This window comes from Xanthomonas vesicatoria ATCC 35937, from assembly GCF_001908725.1.
Taxonomy (GTDB): domain Bacteria; phylum Pseudomonadota; class Gammaproteobacteria; order Xanthomonadales; family Xanthomonadaceae; genus Xanthomonas; species Xanthomonas vesicatoria.
Genome location: NZ_CP018725.1, coordinates 4,905,578 through 4,926,694, shown reverse-complemented (window position 1 = coordinate 4,926,694; position 21,117 = coordinate 4,905,578). Strand labels below are relative to the sequence as shown.

Here is a 21,117-nt window from a genome sequence, read left to right as displayed (position 1 = left end):
CACCACGAGCCTGCGCCATGCATTGCGACGTTCTCTGGCACAACGCGCAGCTGATGACACTGGATGCCGCCGATGGTGGCCTGGGCATCGTGGACGACGGGGTGATCGCCTGCCAGGACGGCCGCATCGTCTATGCCGGCGCGGCAGCGCAAGCGCCCGTGCTTGAAGCCGATCACACCCATGATTGCCAGCGGCGCTGGATCAGCCCGGGCCTGATCGATTGCCACACCCATCTGGTGTACGCCGGCAATCGCGCCAACGAATTCGAACAACGCCTGCGCGGCGCCAGTTACGCCGACATCGCCGCCGCCGGTGGCGGCATCGTGGCGACCGTACGCGCCACCCGCGCCGCCGACGATGCCGCGCTGCTGGCAACCAGCCTGCCGCGCCTGGACGCCATGCTCGCCGAGGGCGTGACCACGCTGGAAATCAAATCCGGCTACGGGCTCACGCTGGAGGACGAAACCAAGCAACTGCGCGTGGCGCGCCAGCTCGCAACGCTGCGGCAGGTCGAAGTCGTGCCCACATTTCTCGGTGCGCACGCGGTACCGCCGGGAAGCGATGCGCAGCACTACATCGATGTGGTCTGCACGCAGATGATTCCTGCCGTGGCCGCGCAGAGGCTTGCCGAGGCGGTCGACGTGTTCTGCGAGCACCTGGCGTTTTCGCCTGCGCAGGCCGAACAGGTCTTCGTCGCTGCGCAGGCGCAGGGCTTGCGGGTCAAGATCCACGCCGAGCAATTGAGCAACCAGCACGGCGCAGCACTGGCCGCGCGCTACGGTGCATTGTCGGCCGACCATATCGAATACCTGGACCAGACCGGCATCAATGCAATGGCCGCTGCCGGCACCGTGGCGGTGTTGCTGCCGGGCGCGTTCTATTTCACCCGCGATACCCAGCTGCCGCCGATCGATGCGCTGCGTGCGGCTGGTGTGTCGCTGGCATTAGCCACCGATTGCAACCCGGGCACCTCGCCACTGACCAGCCCGCTGCTGGCGATGAACATGGCGGCGACGTTATTCCGCATGACCGTGGACGAATGCATCGCCGGGTTCACCCGCGAAGCGGCGCGTGCGCTCGGCCGCAGCGCGCGGCTTGGCCAGCTGCGCGCCGGCATGGACTGCGACCTGGCGATCTGGAACATCGACGCGCCGGCCGACCTGGTCTACCGCATGGGTTTCAACCCTCTTCATGCCCGCATCTGGCGCGGGCATTCCACCTGATTGTTCGTGGAGTTGTCATGAGTGCTTCTGTTGTCTTGCAACCCGGCCAGGTGACGCTGGCGCAATGGCGTGCGTTGTATCGCGGCGCCCATGTCGCGTTGGACGCCGCCTGCGCCGCCGCAGTGCTGCGCAGCGCGCAGACGGTGGAGGCGATCGTCGCGCGCGGCGAGCCGGTCTATGGCGTCAATACCGGCTTCGGCAAGCTGGCCAGCGTGCGCATCGAACGCGAAGACCTGGCCACCCTGCAACGCAATATCGTGTTGTCGCATGCCGCCGGCGTCGGCGACCCCACGCCGATGCCCGTAGTGCGGTTGATGATGGCGCTCAAGCTCACCAGTCTTGCGCAGGGCGCCTCGGGCGTGCAGCCGGGCACGCTGGCGTTGCTGGAAACGATGTTGCGCGCGGGCATCACGCCGGTGGTGCCGTGTCAGGGCTCGGTCGGCGCATCCGGCGATCTGGCACCGCTGTCGCATCTGGCTGCGGTGATGATCGGTGTAGGGGAAGCCTTCGTCGGCGACCAGCGCCTGCCAGCCGCCGACGCACTTGCGCAGGCGCAGCTGCAGCCACGCGTGCTCGGCGCCAAGGAAGGCCTGGCGCTGCTCAATGGCACGCAATTTTCCACCGCCTGCGCATTGGCCGGCCTGTTCGAGATCGAAACCGTGCTGCAGGCCGCGCTGGTGACCGGTGCGCTGTCGGTGGAAGCAGCCAAGGGCTCGGATACGCCGTTCGATGCGCGTATCCATGCGCTGCGCGGGCAACCGGGGCAGATCGCCACCGCAGCGGCCTTGCGCGCCTTGATGGCCGACTCGGCGATCCGCGAATCGCACCGCCTCGGCGATGTGCGCGTGCAAGACCCGTATTGCCTGCGGTGCCAGCCGCAGGTGATGGGCGCGGCGCTGGACATCATGCGGCAGGCCGCGCGCACGCTGGAAATCGAAGCCAATGGCGTCTCCGATAATCCATTGGTCTTCAGCGATACCGGCGAGGCCTTGTCTGGCGGCAACTTCCACGCCGAGCCGGTGGCCTTCGCGGCCGACATGCTGGCGATGGCGGTGTGCGAAATCGGCTCGATCAGCGAACGCCGCACCGCGATGCTGGTCGACCCGGCGTTGTCCGGTCTGCCGGCGTTTCTGACTCCACGTCCGGGATTGAATTCCGGTTTCATGATTCCGCAAGTCACTGCTGCCGCATTGGTTTCGGAAAACAAACAGCGCGCGTATCCGGCCAGCGTCGATTCGATCCCGACCTCGGCCAATCAGGAAGATCATGTGTCGATGGCTGCGCATGGCGCGCGACGCCTGCTGGCCATGGCAGAAAATGCCGCGCACGTGATCGGCATCGAGTTGCTGGCGGCGGTGCAAGGCTGCGATTTCCATGCGCCGCTGCGCTCCAGCACCGCGCTGGAGGCCGCGCGCGCGCTACTGCGTGCGCAGGTGCCCACGCTGCAGGACGACCGCTACTTCCATCCCGACATGCTGGCGTCCAGCGCGCTGGTGCGCTCCGGCGCATTGGCCGACGCAGTCGCGATCGCATTGCCAGGCGTGGAGCGGGACGCATGACGCGGCGATGTGCAGATCGCCGGCGCAGCGCCTTGGCACCCCGCCGTGCATTGTCTGGTGTCGCCGTCCTGGCAAACGCCACTCATGCCGGCGCTGCAGGTGCAAGCTGCGCGCGGCGCACTGACCAAACCCACGCGCATCACCGGCACGAATCGCGCGCCGCTGCATACGCAACCGGAGCCCCGCGATGAGCGCCCTGCCCGACTGGTTGGAGGTGCATCGTGGCGAGGCGCCGTTGCTCATCAGCTTCCCGCACACCGGCACCGCGCTGCCCGACACGGTGGCCGACCAGTTCGTGTCGCCCTGGCTGGCGCGCCGCGATGCCGATTGGTGGGTGCACCAGTTGTACGATTTCGCCCAGGCGATGGGTGCCACGACGGTGCGCACCGCCATCTCGCGCTCGGTCATCGACGTCAACCGCGACCCAAGCGGCGCATCGCTGTACCCCGGCCAGAACACCACCGGCCTGTGCCCGCTGACCACCTTCGACAATCAGCCGCTGTATGCCGATGGGCAGGGGCCGGATCAGGTGCAAATCGCGCTGCGTCGCACGCACTGGTTCGACCCGTATCACGCCGCACTCGCCGACGAGATCGCACGCCTGCGTCGGCACCACGCAAACATCGTGGTGTACGACGCGCATTCGATCCGTTCGTTTATCCCGCATCTGTTCGACGGCGAGTTGCCGCAGTTCAACATCGGCAGCAACGACGACCGCAGCTGCGATCCGGCCCTGGCCGACGCTGTAGAACAGCTGTGCCGCAGCAGCGGCTCCAGCACGGTACGCAACGGGCGCTTCAAGGGCGGCTGGATCACCCGTCACTACGCGCAACCCGAGCAAGGCGTGCATACGCTGCAGATGGAACTGGCCTGCCGCGGCTACATGCGCGAGCCGGACACCATCACCCCGGACAACTGGCCCACGCCGTGGCTCCCCGCGCATGCGGTCGCCCTGCGCGCGGTGCTGCGTCACGTGCTGCTGGCGTGCCTGCAGTTTGCCAACGCGGCCGCGCACTCCTCCGCCACCACGCCGCCTGCGGCGCCCCGTTGATTGCAAGGAAACCGGCATGACCCGTCACGATGCAACCCGCGTCATCCGCGCCGCCACCGGCACCACGCTCACCGCCAAGAGCTGGCTCACCGAAGCGCCGTTGCGCATGTTGATGAACAACCTGGACCCGGACGTGGCCGAGCGCCCGCAGGAACTGGTGGTGTATGGCGGCATCGGCCGCGCCGCGCGCGATTGGGAATCCTTCGATGCGATCGTCGCCGCACTCACCCGCCTGGACGACGACCAGACCTTGTTGGTGCAATCGGGCAAACCGGTCGGCGTGTTTCGCACGCATGCCGATGCACCGCGCGTGCTGATCGCCAATTCCAATCTGGTACCGCGCTGGGCCAGCTGGGACCACTTCAACGCATTGGATAAAAAAGGCCTGGCGATGTACGGCCAGATGACCGCCGGCAGCTGGATCTACATCGGCGCGCAGGGCATCGTGCAGGGTACTTACGAAACCTTCGTGGAGATGGGCCGCCAGCATTACGGCGGCAACCTGGCAGGCAAGTGGCTGTTTACGGGCGGGCTTGGCGGCATGGGCGGCGCGCAGCCGCTGGCTGCGGTCATGGCCGGTGCCTCGTGCCTGGCGGTGGAATGCCGCCGTTCCAGCATCGACATGCGGCTGCGCACCGGCTGTCTGGACACCTGGACCGACTCGCTGGACGAGGCGCTGCGCCTGATCGAGGACTCGTGCACGGCGAAGAAGCCGCTGTCGGTCGGCCTGCTCGGCAACGTGGCCGACGTGCTCGACGAACTGCTGTTACGCGGGATAAAGCCGGACCTGCTGACCGACCAGACCTCCGCCCACGACCCGGTCAACGGCTATCTGCCGCAAGGCTGGAGCGTGGAGGAGTGGGACGCAAAACGCCTCAGCGCGCCCAAGGAAGTGGAAGCGGCCGCGCGCGAGACGATGGCCAATCACATCCGCGCCATGCTCACCTTCCACGCGCTCGGCGTGCCCACCGTGGACTACGGCAATAACCTGCGCCAGATGGCGCTGGAGCAAGGCGTGTCCGACGCGTTCGACTTCCCCGGCTTCGTGCCGGCCTACATCCGCCCGCTGTTCTGTCGCGGGATCGGCCCGTTCCGCTGGGTGGCGCTGAGCGGCGACCCGGAAGACATTGCCAAGACCGATGCCAAGGTCAAGGAATTGATTCCCGACGATGCACACCTGCACCGCTGGCTGGACATGGCCGCCGACAAGATCGCCTTCCAGGGCCTGCCCGCGCGCATCTGCTGGGTCGGCCTGGGCGACCGCCACCGGCTCGGCCTGGCCTTCAACGCGATGGTGCGCAGCGGCGAACTGAAAGCGCCGGTGGTGATCGGCCGTGACCATCTGGATTCTGGCAGCGTCGCTTCGCCGAACCGCGAAACCGAAGCGATGGCCGACGGCTCGGATGCGGTGTCCGACTGGCCGCTGCTCAACGCCCTGCTCAATACCGCGTCGGGCGCAACCTGGGTGTCGCTGCATCATGGCGGCGGCGTCGGCATGGGCTTCTCGCAGCATGCCGGCATGGTCATCGTCTGCGACGGCAGCGAGGCCGCCGACCAGCGCATCGAACGCGTGCTGTGGAACGACCCCGCGACCGGTGTGATGCGACACGCCGATGCCGGTTATGCCATTGCAGCCGATTGTGCTCGTGAGAAAGGCCTGGATTTACCTGCCATCCTGTCCTGACTCCCGCACGCGGCTTGCGCGGCGAGAGCAAATAGCGGATGGCGGATGGCGGATGGCGGATGGCGACTGTGGACGCTGCAACACACTGTGGCGTGCGAGCGGCCTTTCGCATCCGGCGACTACCGCCGCTTGCAAGCGGCCGGGTCGCGCACACGACCACTCCTGAATCGCCGCACACAGGCGCCGGGTTACTCGCCCGATGCCTGCCGCCGACGTCGCGCTTCATCCGCTGCATCGCGCTGCACACTTCAGCTCGCCACGCACTCATTGAATGCAGATCAGTGGATGAGCTGGACGCAGAGTGATCTTGGTCACGACTCTCGATCACGCCAGACAAAACGATAATGCGCAACCTGCCAATCGAGTAAGCTCGCGGCACGTCAGGCGAACGAGGGGGAAGCGTCTGACCGGCACTGATCTTGACACGCACGCAAACGACATCGCGCCCTCAGCAGGCGCGGGGTTGTTCGTATGGATCACACTGAGAGCCCCCACTCATGCAGCAGGAACAGCGCATCGATTCGTTGACCGGTATCCGCGGTCTTGCTGCTTTGCTTGTGGTCTACGCACATTTGGCGGAAGAAAGATTCTTCACCGATACCCACCTGTTTCCCGGTGAGATGGGCGTCATGGTGTTCTTTACCCTGAGCGGGTTTCTGATGGCCTTTCTCTACGGAGAAAAAGAGCCCAATTACACGTCGGTGGCACGCTACGCCATTTCCAGATTCTCGCGCATTGCGCCGGCCTACCTGACCGTCGTGCTGGCGTCATACCTGATCTACAACCTGGTCGATCCGCAGTTCGTCTACGCCATCAGCCACGACAACCTGCTACGCCATCTGTTGTTTTCCGGCAACGTGTCCGCGCTCTGGAGCATTCCGCCGGAAGTCCAGTTCTACGTGATCTTCGTGGGTATCTGGTTTGCGCTGCGTGCATTTCGCACCAACAGCAATGTCAGCCTGATGGTGGCGGTGCTCGGCACCATCCTGATGCTCATCGCCTATAGGGCACAGCTGCCCGGCACCTTCGTCGGCTCCAAGATCCATTATTTCCTGGCTGGCGTGGTGTTCGGCCTGGTGCGCGCCCGTGTCGGCGCCAGCGTCAACATGACCACCCTGGCGGTGCTGCAAGCCGGCGTCATCGGGCTGCTGCTTGCGGTCATCCTGGGCATTCTCGATGTCGATCTCGGTTCCAAGCGCGAGCTTTATCTCACGCTGGAAACAGCCGGCTTCGCCGGCATCTTCGTGTTTCTGTTCTCCTTCGACACCGGGCTGAGCAAGCGCCTGCTCGGCAACCGCTTGATGATGCTCAGCGGCGAATGCAGCTTTTCAATGTATCTGCTGAACATTCCGATCATCTATGCCGCGCTGGCGGTGATGGGTGGCGTGCCGCCGAGGCCGGTCCTGGCGGTACCGGTCATCGCCATCACCATTGCTGCGGCATGGGCCATGTATCGGCTGGTCGAAATGCCGGGGAACACCCTGCTGCGCAGGCTGGGCACTCGCCTGCTGCTGCGCCCCGCGTCCGCGCCAGTGCTGCCGCCCGGTCCTCCCACGACACTGGCAACGCAGGCGTCGCCCGGTACGCCCCTGCAGCCCTGACACTCACCCCCAGTCTGCTACCTGGGACGGACGCCTCCTGATCGGAGGCGTTTACGTTTAGAGCGGCCGACAAAATGGTGGCGTGACAAGATGGCGGGCGCAGTTCATGCCCGGAAGCGGCAACCGCCCGTCTACCGCGGTTGTGTTGCGTGCTCCACATCTGCCTGACAGCCGCCCGTTGCGTGTTAGCGCCGGCAACCAAGGGGGCCGGATGGTGGCGATTGGGCCGATGAGCCGGCTGCCTGCCCACGATTGCCCTCAAGAACATCGTCGCCAAGCCGACAAGGTATGCAACGTTTTGAGGAATTCCCATGGGTGTGCTGATCTACCTGGTGCCTGCATTCGCACTCTGGGCGCTGATCGCCACGGGATTGGCGTTCGTGCGCGGCCGGCAGTTACGTGCAGAATCAGGGCAGCTGGCCAGCACCCAGGACAGTTTGGGGCGCTATCAAGCGGCGTTGTCGCAACTGAAGGCGCGCGCAGCGGCCACAACGCTGGAGTTGGAATCGCTGCAGCGCAGCTATACGGTCCTGAAGCAGTCGCTGGAGCAACAGGAACAGGACGCTGCAGAACAGCACGACGCGGACACGCCGGAGCAAGTGATCCCGATGGTCATGGTGCAGCGGCTGGATATCGCCAACGAGATCGGCACGCTGTTTGCCCACGTCGCCCGTGTTGCACGCAGCCTGCGCCGGTACAGCGCCTATAGCCGCGGACACAATGCGCCCGAGCCCAGCACGGCGCGCTACGATCTGCATTGGCTGGCCGACTGCCTGCACAGCTTCGATCAGGTCGGCCACGCGCTGCTGCGCGGCAACGTGGCCGCGTTGATCACCGCCTGCCAGGACCTGCTGTCGATGTACGAGCACTATCTCAAGGACGGCTCGGGCTACAACAGCCGCGACACCTTCCAGCGGTTGAGCAGCGATGTGCCGCTGTCGGAAGCCACCGACGCGCTCCGCTCGATCATCGTCAAGGCGACGCTAGCGCAGGATGTGCAAGATGCGGTGCAGGACGATGCGGTGGCGGTGGTGCAGTGAGTTCGGGAATCGGGAATCGGGAATCGGGATTCGAGATTCGAGATTCGAGATTCGAGATTCGAGATTCGCAAGAGCGTGCGTGTTGAGTAATTATTGGGTCAACGCGTCCACGTGAATTAATGGCCTTGAAGCTGCGCTTCGCTAGCGCATAAAAAAACGCGCCGTTGCCGGCGCGTTTTCTTGTTCCCACTTTCAATATTAGTGCTGCGGTAATGCATAGGCGATCAACGCGTCGCCTGCCGGGGTTTCCATGAAGTGGTGGCCGCCGGCCATGATCACCAGATATTCGCGGCCACCATAGGAATACACCATCGGGTTGGCCTGCCCGCCCGCCGGCAGCTTGGCGTGCCAGAGCTCCTTGCCGGTGGCCAGGTCGATGGCGCGGATCAGGTCGTCCGTGGCCGCCGCGATGAAGATCAGCCCGCCTGCAGTGACCACCGAGCCACCGTTGTTGGGTGTGCCGATCTCGATCGGCAGGCCGGAGCGGATGCCGAACGGGCCATTGCCGCGCGCACTGCCGAACGGGCGGTCCCACAGCGTCTTGCCGCTGACCAGATCGATGGCGCGGATGCCACCGTACGGCGGTTCCTTGCACAGCAGCTTGGTAAACGGCAGCCGCCAGCCGGCGTTGACGTTGACCGCATACGGCGTGCCGGCCTGCGGGTCGCCTGCGCCTTCTGCGCCGCCTGTATCGCCGCGCACCTGGTCGCGCGGTGCCCAACCCAGCTTGTCGGCCTTGGCGCGCGGTACCAGCAGGTTGTAGTTCGGCATGTCGTTGTAATTGGCCACGATCACGCCATGCTGCGGATCCACCGCCACACTGCCCCAATCGGAGCCGCCGTTGTAACCGGGGTATTCGATCGAATGCCGATCGGCTTCCGGTGGCGTGTAGATGCCCTTATAGCTGGCGGTGCGGAACTGGATACGACACACCAATTGGTCGATCGGGGTCATGCCCCACATATCGCGTTCGGTCAGATCCGGCTTGCGCAACGTGTGATACAGCGAAAACGGCTGTGTCTTGGCGCGCATCTGTGGCTCGACGCCACCACCGGGCACTGCACGTTCTTCCACGCCAACCAGCGGCTTACCGGTGCGCCGATCCAGCACATACAACTCGCCCTGCTTGCTCGGCAGCAACACCGCCGGCACGTTGACGCCGTCCTTGGGGAAGTCGATCAGACTCGGCTGCGAACCCAAGTCGTAATCCCACGCATCGATATGGGTGGTCTGGAAATTCCACGCCGGCTTGCCGGTAGTGACGTCCAGCGCCACCAGCGAGGTAGCGTAGCGATTCTCTTGCGGAGTGCGCGAGCTGCTCCAGTAATCGGCGGTGGAATTGCCCATCGGCAGGTACACATACCCCAGCTGCTCGTCTGCAGCGGCGGTGGTCCACATATTGGGCGTGCCACGCGTCCAGGTCTGGCCCGGCGGCGGTGCGCCATTCCAGTCCGGATGCGTCATGTCCCAGGCCCAGCGCAATTTACCGGTTACCGCATCGAAGCCTTCGATCACACCGGACGGCTCGTACCGCTTCTGACCATCGAGCACCTGATGACCGGTGACAACCACCCCGCGCACGATCGCAGGCGGCGAATTGATCGACACATAGCCAGGCGGCGTCTCGACCATACCGACTGTGATGTCTACCTGCCCATTGTTGCCGAAGTCCGGGCACAGCTGACCGCTGCGTGCATCCAGCGCAATCAGGCGCCCATCCAGCGTGCCTTCGATCACGCGCGTGCGGCATAGCGCCGAATCAGCGGTTGCTGCCTCTGCAGCGCCAGTCGTGGCCGCCGCCGGCACCTCGTAATACGACACGCCACGGCACGCGGCGGTATACGGAATCGCCTCGTCCTTGACCTTGGGGTCGTAGCGCCAGCGCTGCTTGCCGCTGGACGCATCCAGCGCAATCACCTGGTTGCGCGCCGTACACAGGTACAGGCTGTCGCCCACCTTCAACGGCGTGGTTTCCGCGCCCCAACGCTTGCTTGGCAGGTCGCCGGTGTGGAAAACCCAGGCTTGCTGCAGCTGCGCGACGTTGTCGCGGTTGATCTGTTGCAGCGGTGAATAGCGTTGACCGGCTTGGCTGCGCCCGTAGGCCGCCCAATCGCCATCGGCCGGCGCGTTGGCCGGTTGCACATCGGTCGTTGCAGATGCTGCCGGTGCACTGCGCTTGACCAGGCCACCGACCATCCCGGCGGCATGCGCCAGCGCGCCATCGGCCTCGGTCACGCCATGCGGAATGAACGCCAGCACGAACGCGACCACGAACACTGCCGCCAATACACCCGCCACGCTGCGCGACAGCGCGCGCGATACCGGTCGTTGCAGTTTCGGCAACAGCAGCGCAAGCACGAACGCCAGGCCCACGATCAGGCCCAGACGCGGCACCCAACGCCAGTAATCGCTGCCCGACTCCCACCAGGTCCACAACAGCGAGCCGGCTACCACGGCTGCAAACCACCAAGCGCCCGCGTTACGGCCACGGAACAGCAACACGCCTGAAACCAGCATCGCCGCACCGGCCGGTGCGTAATACCAGGAGCCACCAAGCGCGGCCAACCACACGCCACCGGCCAGCAACACCGCGCCCAGCACGGCAATCACGCCTCCCAGGATCGCAAGCGCCCAATGGCCGCGACCGGAAGGACGATCCAAATTCGTCATCAGTTGTTCCTCTTCGACTCAGCGGCGACGCAACGCCGCCGCACCGCCGGTTACCTTCGACCCGAGACAGTGAAAACACCGCGTTTTTTGCGGGGATCGCGCTTAAACACTGCGTTGCACATGTCATCGCCTGCAACAAACCAACCACGCGATAAAACGCATGCAATAAAAAACGCCGGCGTTGCCGGCGCTTTCGTTCAACTGCAGCGATGACACTACACCATCATTCTTCGGTGACCGGCGGCGGCGCCATGGACTCGGCGCTTACGCTCGCTTCTTCCATCACATCGTCCACCTCATCCAGCGATGCGTCCAGGCGTTCGACCGCCTGCAGCTTCTCGCCCTTGGACAGCCGGATCAACGTCACGCCCTGGGTATTGCGACCCACGCGCGAGATTTCCGAACCGCGCGTGCGCACCAGGGTGCCGCCATCGGAGATCAGCAGGACCTCGTCAGTGGCGCCCAGCAGCACCGCACGCACCAGCTTGCCGTTGCGCTCGGTGGTCTGGATACCAATCACGCCCTGCGTACCACGCCCCTTGCGCGGGTACTCGGTCAACGGCGTGCGCTTGCCATAGCCGTTCTCGGTGGCGGTGAGGATGTAGGCCACATTGCCGTCGTCGGCGACGTCGATCACGGCTGCATCGGCGCCGTCGGTGGTATCGACCACCTCATCGGCCGCGTCTTCGTCGGACTCGATCTCGATCCCACCCGCCGGGTCGGACACGATCAAGCTGACCACCTCCTCGCCCTTGGGCATGCGGATACCACGCACGCCGGTGGCCGTACGGCCCATCGAACGCACGGTGGACTCGCCAAAGCGCACGGTCTTGCCATTGGAAGCGAACAACAACACGTCGCGATCGCCATCGGTCAAGGCAACGCCAACCAGCGCATCGCCATCGTCGAGATTGATCGCGATCTTGCCGCGTGCCAGACGGAAGGCGAATTCGCTCAGCGGAGTCTTCTTGACCGTCCCGTTGCGGGTGGCGAAGAACACATAGCGGTTGTCGGCGTATTCGCGCACTGGCAACACCGCCTGCACCCGCTCGCCGGATTCCAGCGGAATCCAGTTGATGATCGGGCGGCCGCGCGCATTGGAGCCGGCTTCCGGCAATTGATGCACCGGCAGCCAGAACACCTTGCCGCTGCTGGTAAAGGTCAGCAGCGTGTCGTGCGTGTTGACCAGCCACAGCTGGTCGATGAAATCTTCTTCCTTGGTCGCCGCGGCAGAACGGCCACGCCCGCCACGCCGCTGCGCGCGATACGCGCTCACCGGCTGTCGCTTGGCATAACCGGCGTGCGACAACGTCACCACCACGTCTTCCGGTGCGATCAGATCGAGAATATCCAGATCTTCTTCGCTGTGACGGATCTCGGTGCGGCGCTCGTCGCCGTACTCTTCGCGGATGTTGATCAGCTCGTCGCGGATCACCTGCAGCAGCACGTCGGGGTTTTCCAGGATACGGATCAGGCCCTGGATGACCTCGAGCAACTGCTTGTACTCGTCGGTCAGCTTTTCCTGCTCCAATCCGGTCAGGCGATGCAGACGCATTTCAAGGATTTGCGAGGCCTGCACTTCGCTGAGCTGATAGAAGCCATTGGCCAGGCCCACGCCCGGCGCCAGGTCTTCCGGCTTGGACGCTTCGGCACCAGCGGCACCCAGCAGTGCACCGACCAGCCCTGGTTCCCAGGTCTTGGCCAGCATGCGCTCGCGCGCTTCCTGCGGGTTGGCCGAGGTCTTGATCAACTCGATCATTTCATCGATGTTGGCCAACGCAACCGTCAAGCCTTCCAGCACGTGCGCACGTGCGCGCGCCTTGCGCAGTTCGTAAATGGTGCGGCGGGTGACCACCTCGCGCCGGTGGCGGATGAACGCCTCCAGCATCTGCTTGAGGTTCATCAACTGCGGGCGGCCGTCGATCAGCGCCACCATGTTGATGCCGAACACCGACTCCATCTGGGTCTGCTGATACAGGTTGTTGAGCACAACCTCGGCCGACTCGCCGCGCTTGATTTCGATGTAGATGCGCATGCCGTCCTTGTCGGACTCGTCGCGCAGCTCGCTGATGCCTTCGAGCTTCTTTTCCTTGACCAGCTCGGCGATCTTCTCGATCAGCCGCGCCTTGTTGACCTGGTACGGAATCTCGGTGACGACGATCGCCTCGCGGCCGTTGTCGGCCACTTCCACATCGGCCTTGGCGCGGATACGCACGCGGCCACGGCCGGTGCGATAGCCCGCAGCAATGCCGGCGGTACCGTTGATGATGCCGGCGGTGGGGAAATCCGGGCCCGGGATGTATTCCATCAGGCCTTCGACATCCAGCTCGGGCGTATCGATCAGCGCGATGCAGGCATTGATCGCCTCGGTCAGATTGTGCGGCGGGATGTTGGTGGCCATACCCACCGCAATACCGGCCGAACCGTTGACCAGCAGGCTCGGGAACCGGGTCGGCATGACCGTCGGTTCCAGTTCCTTTTCATCGTAATTTGGCTGGAAATCGACGGTTTCCTTGTCGATATCGGCCATCAGTTCATGCGCCAGCCGCGACATGCGCGACTCGGTGTAACGCATCGCCGCGGCGGAGTCGCCGTCGACCGAACCGAAGTTACCCTGGCCGTCCACCATCATGTAGCGCAGCGAGAACGGCTGCGCCATGCGCACCAGCGTGTCGTACACCGACTGGTCGCCGTGCGGATGGTATTTACCGATGACGTCGCCGACGATACGCGCCGACTTGAAGTAGGCCTTGTTGCTGTGGGCGCCCAGTTCGTGCATCGCGAACAACACGCGGCGGTGCACAGGCTTGAGGCCATCACGGGCATCGGGGAGTGCGCGGCCGACGATCACGCTCATCGCGTAATCGAGATAGCTCTTGCGCATCTCGTCTTCCAGATTGACCTGGATGATTTCCTTGGCGGTTTCTGCCATTCGGGTTCCGTAAGTGAGGTGGCGGGCGAGCCGGAAAGCCGCGTTGGGGGCGCCTTAGTGACAGGCTGCCGACCCCACGCTCCCGCCGATCGATTCAAGCCCCGGATTGTACCACGAAGGGGCTTCCCGATACCGTCGCTTTACGGCCAGAAACAAGCACTTGCAAGGATTTTGGTGGAGCGTTGGCGGCAACCTTGCCGCCGGTCCGGCTCAGCCGCCGAAAGCGGCCTGCATTCGGGCCGGATCGGGGCGCTCGATCACCCCCCGTTCGGTGACGATGGCATCGATCAGCGCGCCGGGGGTGACGTCGAACACCGGATTCCAGGCGTGGATGCCCTCGGCCACCGTCCGCACCCCTCCCACGCCGAACAACTCACCAGGATCGCGCTGTTCAATCTCGATCTGATCGCCATCGCTGGTGGCCATGTCCACCGTCGACGACGGCGCCACCACCATGAACTTGACCCCGTGGTGGCGTGCGGAAATGGCCAGCTGATAGGTGCCGATCTTGTTGGCGGTGTCGCCGTTGGCGCAGATGCGGTCGGCACCGACGATGACCCATTGCACCAGGCCGGATTTCATCAGATGCGCCGCAGCCGAATCGGCGATCAAAGTGGCATTGATGCCGTCCTGCTGCAGCTCCCACACGGTCAGCCGCGCGCCCTGCAGCCAGGGTCGGGTTTCACCAGCGAACACCTTGGCAATGCGTTGCTGCGCCATGCCGGCGCGGATCACGCCCAGTGCGGTACCGAAGCCGGCGGTGGCCAGCGAGCCGGTGTTGCAGTGGGTCAGCACGCCGCTGCCCGCTGCGACCAGGCCAGCCCCGAGCGCACCCATGTGGCGATTTGCGGCCAGATCCTCATCGGAGATGGCCTGCGCCTCGCGTGCGATCACTTCGCGCCAGTCGGCAGCGGCCGCGCCCAACACTCGGCGCATGCGCATCAATGCCCAGGCCAGGTTGACCGCCGTCGGGCGTGCGGCATTGAGCCGGAGCAGCGCCGGCTCGAGTTTCTGCAAGGCAGCACTACCATCGTCAGCATCGATCTCGCGCGCAGCCAACACCACACCCCACCCGGCCGCGATCCCGATCGCCGGGGCACCGCGTACCGCCAACGAGTGGATGGCCTCGGCCACCGCATCGCTGCTCTCGCAGCGCACATGCTCCACCACGAAAGGCAGCTTGCGTTGGTCGAGCAGTTCCAGGGCATCGCCGGTCCACAACAGGGGGCGGATGTGGTCGTAGCGGGCGTAATCGATATGGGCGCTGTCGTTCATGCCCCTATTGTAAGGCGCGCGGGCAGCCCAGTCAGTGGAACGGCATTGCTCAGCCTGCGAGGCGCGGCAGCGGTGCATCAAGCGCAAAAGCCCGGTTGGCCGAGTGCGCGGTGCCCTCGCCGCTCGCGGGACTCGCCGTGAACCCATCCATGGGGGCTCGATGGCGGCATCCATGCCGCCAACGGTCCCACAAGCGGCGAGGACACCACGCCAGACAGTTCGCTTGTGTTTTTGCTGAAAAAAGCGAAAACACCGCGTTGTGCAATTAGGAGTTGCTGGTTGCTGTGCCGAAACCCTGGGCACCGATCAACTCTGCCGGTCCTTGCCCGCCCACCGTCGCAGGACCCTTGGCGGCATGGATGCCGCCAAGGAGCTTACATGGACGTACTTGCAGCGTGTCCTGCGATGGTGGGCGGGCAAGGGCCCTGCAGCAAACGCCAAGACCTCGAGTGCGCGGTGCCCTCACCGCTCGCGGGACACGCCGTGAACCCATCCATGGGGGCTCGATGGCGGCATCCATGCCGCCAACGGTCCCGCAAGCGGCGAGGCCACCACGCCAGACAGTTCGCTGGTGTTTTGCTGAAAAGCCAAACCACCGCGTTGTGCGATTAGGAGTTGCTGGTTGCTGTGCCGAAACCCTGAGCACCGATCAACTCTACTGGTCCTTGCCCGCTCACCGTCGCGGGACCCTTGGCGGCAGGGATGCCGCCACGGAGCTTACAGGGACGTACTTGCAGCGTGTCCCGCGATCGTGGGCGGGCAAGGGCCCTGCAGCAAACGCCAAGACCTCGAGGGCGCGGTGCCCTCACCGCTCGCGGGACTCGCCGTAAATCCATCCATGGGGGCTCGATGGCGGCGTCCATGCCGCCAACGGTCCCGCAAGCGGCGAGGACACCACGCCAGACAGTTCGCTGGTGTTTTTGCTGAAAAAAGCGAAACCACCGCGTTGTGCGATTAGGAGTTGCTGGTTGCTGTGCCGAAACCCTGGGCACCGATCAACTCTACTGGTCCTTGCCCGCCCACCGTCGCGGGACCCTTGGCGGCATGGATGCCGCCACGGAGCTTACAGGGACGTACTTGCAGCGTGTCCCGCGATGGTGGGCGGGCAACGGCCCTGCAGCCAAGCCGCCGATCACCCGCCCTGTACAGCGAAAGCCAAGATCCGGCGCACGGCAATGGACCAACACGCAACAGGCAAGACAGCCGCTCAGTCGACGATGAATTCGGCGCGGCAACCGTCGTTGACCCATACCCCGTCGCGGCTCCAGCCCCAGGTCTGGCCCTCCACGCAGGGCGTCCGTGATATCTGCCGGCCCAGTCGCACCTTGCGCTCCACCGATACCCCACAGGTGCGGCGCGTGCTCTTCTTCGACTCGCAGGTGACCATGCGTGGCACTGCCACGAAACCGGAGCCATCTTCGGCCCCCACCTCGAACTCGCCATCACAGCCACGCGAGACCCAGATTTCGTTACGCCGCGTTCCCCAGGTGCGGCCCTCCTTGCACGGCCACATCGAGCGCTGACGCAACAGGCGTACCGGCGCGCCGCGCAGCACCACCGGGCATGCCACCTTGCCGCCATTGGAATCGCAGCGCACCACACGCCGCATCACCGTAGCGGCTGGCGCGGTGGTGGCAAATTCAGCACGGCAGCCCTGCTCCACCCAAACTCCGTCGCGGTCGACATCCCATTCGCTACCGCGAATACAGCTGGTTTCAGAGAGCTGGCGTACCAGTTGCACGCCGCCCGCGACATGCATGGCGCAATGCACGCGCGCCATGTCCTTGGATTCGCATCGCACCACACCCGAGCCTCGCTCGGCAGCACGCGCATCGGCTAGCATCAGCAGCGGCAGGCACCACAAACCGCATAAGCTGATCAGCCACTTCATGCCAACAATCCTCACCCGAAACGATCGATGTCGCGCCCCCGTGGACGTGAAGATGAGAGCATCATCGATGTGAAGATAGCAATACGGTGGCGATGACAACGGCATGGCAGTGCCAGCGATCGTTCGCGTTGCTGTGCCCGGTCTGGGCAGCATTGCGTGCATGGAGTGGATTGCGCAGGACCAGAACTTCGCCGTGATCGTCGGTGGCAAGCACGGGGTCTGTCGCGATGCGGCAATCGCATTCCCGCGTGCGTTAAGCGGCCAAGAACGCCCAGCGAGGAAGTGTCAGTAGGTTGCGAAGATTACGCTCAGAACCAGGGCGAGGCGCGGTACTGGCGGTACGCACCGCATCGAGCACCAGCTGCACCGACTGGGAACGCGCACAGCAGATTTATTGGCCGCTCTTGGGGCTTGTTGCACGATCGATCCATCGATAAACCTCAGGCGCGCGCGAAGTCGAACGCCAGCACGTCGGCAATCTGCGTGGTGTCGCACAAGGCCATCAGCAGCCGATCCACTCCCACCGCCACGCCAGCGCAGTCGGGAAGCTGCGACAACACCGCCAGCAGGTGCTCATCCAGCGGCAGCTGCGGCAGGCCGCGCAACGCGCGCACGGTGTTGTCGCGGATGAAGCGCGCGCGTTGCTCTTGCGCGTCGTTCAATTCGTGGTAGCCGTTGGCCACTTCATAGGTGCCCAGATACAGCTCGAAGCGCTCGGCCACCGGCGGGCTGTCGTGACGAATCCGCGCCAGCGCGCATTGGCTGGCGGGCCAGTCGTAGACCACGGTCAAGGTATCGCGGGCAAAGCCGGGCTGGATGCGATGGGTCATCAGCAGGTCCAGCCAATCGTCGCGCGTCAGTCCCTGCGGATCGATGGCCACGTCATGCAGTGCTGCACGCAGCGCATCGACAGGGTCCAGCAAGGGGTCGATGCCCAGGCGCTGCACGAACAACTCGCGATAGCTGAGCACCTGCACCGTTGCCTCGCGTTGCACCAGGGCAAGTGCGCGCTGGACAAGTGCGATGGTTTCCTGCGCCAATGCGCGGTCGTTCCAGCCTACCCGATACCACTCGAGCATGCTGAATTCCGGATTGTGCCGACCGCCGGCTTCGCCATTGCGAAACACGCGCCCCAGTTCGTAGCAATCGCCCAGTCCCGCGGCAAGCAGGCGTTTGAGCGGGTATTCCGGCGAGGTACGCAGCCAGCGCACCGGCACGCCGGCATCCACGTGCCCACTGAAGCGGGTGCTGAAGCTGTCGATATTCGGCTCGGTATTGCCGGCCTGCGACAGTATCGGCGTCTCCACTTCCAGCACGCCGCGCTCGGCGAAGAACGCGCGAATCGCGGCATTGAGCTGCGCGCGCAATTGCAGCGCGGCCAGATCGAGTTGCGCTGCCGTCACGGCTGTTGCCCGTGCTCGGCCAGAAAGGCCAGCAGCCGCGCTTCGTCCCAGATCTCCACGCCCAACGATTGCGCCTTGTCGAGCTTGGAACCGGCCTCTTCGCCAGCCACCAGGAACGCGGTTTTCTTGGAGACACTGCCGGCCACTTTCGCGCCCAAGGCTTCGAGCCGCTGTTTGGCGGCATCGCGCGTCAATGCGGTCAGGGTGCCGGTGATCACGACCGTCTGCCCGTCCAAGGGGCCGGCCTGCACGGCCTCGGCCTCCGGCAGGCGTGCCAACACCGTTTCCATCGCTCGTTGCGCCGACGTGGCCAGTGCCGCATTTTCCGGGCGATCCAGCCACTGCAGCAGCGCAGCGACTACCGGTGCGGGCACGCCGGCCTGCAGCAACGCGTCGCTGCCGGCGTCGCGCAACGCGTCGAACGACGGCACCGCTGCCGCCAGTTGCTGCGCGCGCACCGGTGTCACCTTGGGAATGTCCATGTCTTCCAGCACGCTGGCAAAACTCAAGGCATCGCGCAGCTTGGGCGATGGCGGATGCGCATCACCGATGCGCACGCCACGTTGCAGCAAGTCGTCGATGGCCTGCTGATTACCCGGCTGGTCGAAAAAGTGCCCGAGCGAGCGCGCCACTTCGCCACCGATATCGGGCACGCGCTTGAACAGCGGCCACGGCAGATGGCGAATCAGCTCCAGATCGCCGAACCAGGCCGACAGCGCCTTGGCGGTGCTCTCGCCCACGTGCTCGATGCCTAGCGCAAACAGAAAGCGCTCCAGCGTGGTGTTGCGCGATGTTTCGATCGCCTCGATCAGGTTCTCGGCCCATTTCGTGGCGATCTTGCGGCGGTTCCAATCGAAGCTCGGCAGCCCTGCACGCAGCAGATCGGCTTGCCAGGTCTGCGGCGCCTCATGTTCGCCGGCCAGATCCACGCCGATGCGCATCATGGTGGCTTCCAACTGCGCATACGCACCGGTTGCCAGGTGCTCGCGCGCCTCGCGCAAGAACGCGTGCGGGCTGTCGGCGGTACTGATCAGGCGCAATTGCAGCAGTTGATCGACGGTGAGCAGATACAGATCGGCCACACCCTGCACCAGCCCGCTATCGACCAGCACTTCGATGAATTTCTCGCCAAGGCCGTCGACATCCATTGCACGCCGCGACACAAAATGCCGGAACGCCTCCTTGCGCTGTGCCGGGCAGGTCAACTCGCCCGAACACCGCCACACCGCCTGCCCTTCCTCGCGCACGATCTCCGACCCACACACCGGGCAGTGGGTGGGCATGCGCCACTCCTGCGTGCCCGGCTGGCGTTGATCGGCAACCACGCCAGCCACTTCGGGAATCACATCGCCGGCACGGCGCACGATCACCGTATCGCCCACGCGCACATCCAGCCGCGCAATCTGGTCGGCGTTATGCAAGGTCGCATTGGTGACGATCACGCCGGCCACATGCACCGGCTTCAGTCGCGCCACCGGCGTTGCCGCACCGGTGCGACCGATCTGGATCTCGATCGCCTCCACCGTGGTGGATTGCTCCTGCGCGGGGAATTTGTGCGCAATCGCCCAACGCGGTGCGCGCGAGACAAAGCCCATCTCGCGCTGGCCGGCCAGATCGTCGAGTTTGTACACCACGCCATCGATATCGAAGGCCAGCCCGTCGCGCGCCGCACCGATGCGCTGGTAATAGGCCAACAAGCCGTCGCTGCCCTGCACCACCTCGACCAGTTGGCTGACCGGAAACCCCCAGTCGCGCAGCTGCGCCAGAATGGCCGAATGCGTCTGCGGCAGGGCACCGTTGCCCACCTCGCCCACGCCGTACGCAAAAAAGCTCAGCGGGCGTTGCGCGGTGATGCGCGCATCCAGCTGCCGCAGCGAACCGGCCGCACCATTGCGCGGATTGGCCAGCACCTTGCCGCCCTGCGCACGCATGTGCGCGTTGTACGCCTCGAACGCGGCGCGCGGCATGTAGACCTCGCCGCGCACTTCCAGCACCTTCGGCCAGCCCTGCCCACGCAGGCGCAATGGAATTGCCTTGACCGTACGCAGATTTGCGCTGACATCCTCGCCGGTGGCGCCGTCGCCACGGGTCGCACCCTGCACGAATTCGCCGTCTTCGTAGCGCAGGCTGATCGCCAGGCCGTCGAGCTTGGGCTCGGCCGAAAACACCGGCTGTTTGACTTCCAGCCGCTCGCTGATGCGACGGACGAACTCGCTCACCTCCTCATCGCTGAAGGCATTGCCCAGCGACAGCATCGGCAGCGCATGCCGTACTTCGGCAAAACGCGATGCGGCCAGATGGCCCACACGTTGCGTTGGCGAATCGGCAGTGGCCAGTGCCGGGTGCTCGGCTTCCAGCGCCTCCAACTCACGCATCAGGCGGTCGTAATCGACGTCGGCCATTTGCGGCTCGTCGAGCACGTGATAGCGGTAGTTCGCGTCTTCGATTCGACGACGCAAGGCATCGATGCGCTGAGCGGGATCCGGGCTGACAGTCATACGATCGCTGGGCTGGCACTGGGCTGCCTATTCTAACGGGCCATGCCGATGCGCAAGCGACGACGGACCAGACCTTGATGCACGACTCACGCCCAGACAGATCGACCGACGCAGGCAACCGTGCAAAGCCAGATGCGATGACAACCCAGCGCCTGGAGCTCGACCGGCGAGCACAGCAGATGTGCCAGAGCGCGGCAGGGCCCGGCGGCCCCTGACCGCCGGATCTGCCCGCTCACGACCGACAGTTTGCCGCCCGGGGTTTTCCCGATAGGCAGACCGGCACAAACCCG

General features: G+C 64.9%; 12 protein-coding genes. 6 read left to right on the top strand and 6 right to left on the bottom strand.

Annotation, left to right across the window (positions count from 1 at the left end; genetic code table 11):
* The first annotated feature begins 17 nt into the window (after positions 1-17).
* From hutI to BJD12_RS24400, 6 genes are all read left to right on the top strand, one after another.
* Positions 18-1,223 (top strand): imidazolonepropionase, encoded by a 1,206-nt coding sequence (hutI, locus tag BJD12_RS21530; protein WP_005991205.1) that lies wholly within the window; start codon positions 18-20, stop codon positions 1,221-1,223.
* 17 nt (positions 1,224-1,240) lie between these two features.
* The gene (hutH, locus tag BJD12_RS21525; RefSeq protein ID WP_042827867.1) at positions 1,241-2,782 is read left to right on the top strand and encodes a histidine ammonia-lyase; all 1,542 of its coding nucleotides are present in this window, start codon (positions 1,241-1,243) and stop codon (positions 2,780-2,782) included.
* Positions 2,783-2,969: 187 nt separating this feature from the next.
* Positions 2,970-3,833 (top strand): N-formylglutamate deformylase, encoded by an 864-nt coding sequence (hutG, locus tag BJD12_RS21520; protein WP_005991209.1) that lies wholly within the window; start codon positions 2,970-2,972, stop codon positions 3,831-3,833.
* Positions 3,834-3,849: 16 nt separating this feature from the next.
* Entirely contained in the window at positions 3,850-5,517 is a 1,668-nt protein-coding gene (hutU, locus tag BJD12_RS21515; protein WP_005991211.1) for a urocanate hydratase, read from the top strand.
* A gap of 497 nt (positions 5,518-6,014) precedes the next feature.
* Positions 6,015-7,118 (top strand): acyltransferase family protein, encoded by a 1,104-nt coding sequence (locus tag BJD12_RS21510; RefSeq protein WP_005991213.1) that lies wholly within the window; start codon positions 6,015-6,017, stop codon positions 7,116-7,118.
* A gap of 311 nt (positions 7,119-7,429) precedes the next feature.
* Positions 7,430-8,158 carry a hypothetical protein gene (locus tag BJD12_RS24400; RefSeq protein ID WP_005991214.1) on the top strand — a complete coding sequence of 243 codons (729 nt, stop codon included), beginning with the start codon at positions 7,430-7,432 and terminating at the stop codon, positions 8,156-8,158.
* Positions 8,159-8,356: 198 nt separating this feature from the next.
* Here the strand turns inward: BJD12_RS24400 and BJD12_RS21500 are convergent, their stop codons facing one another.
* The 6 genes from BJD12_RS21500 to ligA form a co-directional block, all read right to left on the bottom strand.
* On the bottom strand, positions 8,357-10,828 hold the full coding sequence (locus BJD12_RS21500; RefSeq protein ID WP_005991216.1) for a glucose/quinate/shikimate family membrane-bound PQQ-dependent dehydrogenase: 2,472 nt from the start codon (positions 10,826-10,828) through the stop codon (positions 8,357-8,359).
* Between the two features lie 223 nt (positions 10,829-11,051).
* Positions 11,052-13,760 carry a DNA gyrase subunit A gene (gyrA, locus tag BJD12_RS21495; protein WP_005991218.1) on the bottom strand — a complete coding sequence of 903 codons (2,709 nt, stop codon included), beginning with the start codon at positions 13,758-13,760 and terminating at the stop codon, positions 11,052-11,054.
* A gap of 210 nt (positions 13,761-13,970) precedes the next feature.
* Positions 13,971-15,035 (bottom strand): S-methyl-5-thioribose-1-phosphate isomerase, encoded by a 1,065-nt coding sequence (gene mtnA, locus BJD12_RS21490; RefSeq protein WP_005991220.1) that lies wholly within the window; start codon positions 15,033-15,035, stop codon positions 13,971-13,973.
* Between the two features lie 1,207 nt (positions 15,036-16,242).
* A complete protein-coding gene (locus tag BJD12_RS21465; protein WP_005991223.1) occupies positions 16,243-16,926 on the bottom strand; it encodes a DUF3011 domain-containing protein in 684 nt (227 codons plus the stop codon).
* Between the two features lie 440 nt (positions 16,927-17,366).
* A complete protein-coding gene (gene epmA / locus BJD12_RS21460; protein ID WP_005991227.1) occupies positions 17,367-18,329 on the bottom strand; it encodes an EF-P lysine aminoacylase EpmA in 963 nt (320 codons plus the stop codon).
* Positions 18,326-20,827 carry an NAD-dependent DNA ligase LigA gene (gene ligA, locus BJD12_RS21455; protein ID WP_005991229.1) on the bottom strand — a complete coding sequence of 834 codons (2,502 nt, stop codon included), beginning with the start codon at positions 20,825-20,827 and terminating at the stop codon, positions 18,326-18,328. The genes epmA and ligA overlap by 4 nt, the downstream gene beginning before the upstream one ends.
* Positions 20,828-21,117: the final 290 nt, after the last annotated feature.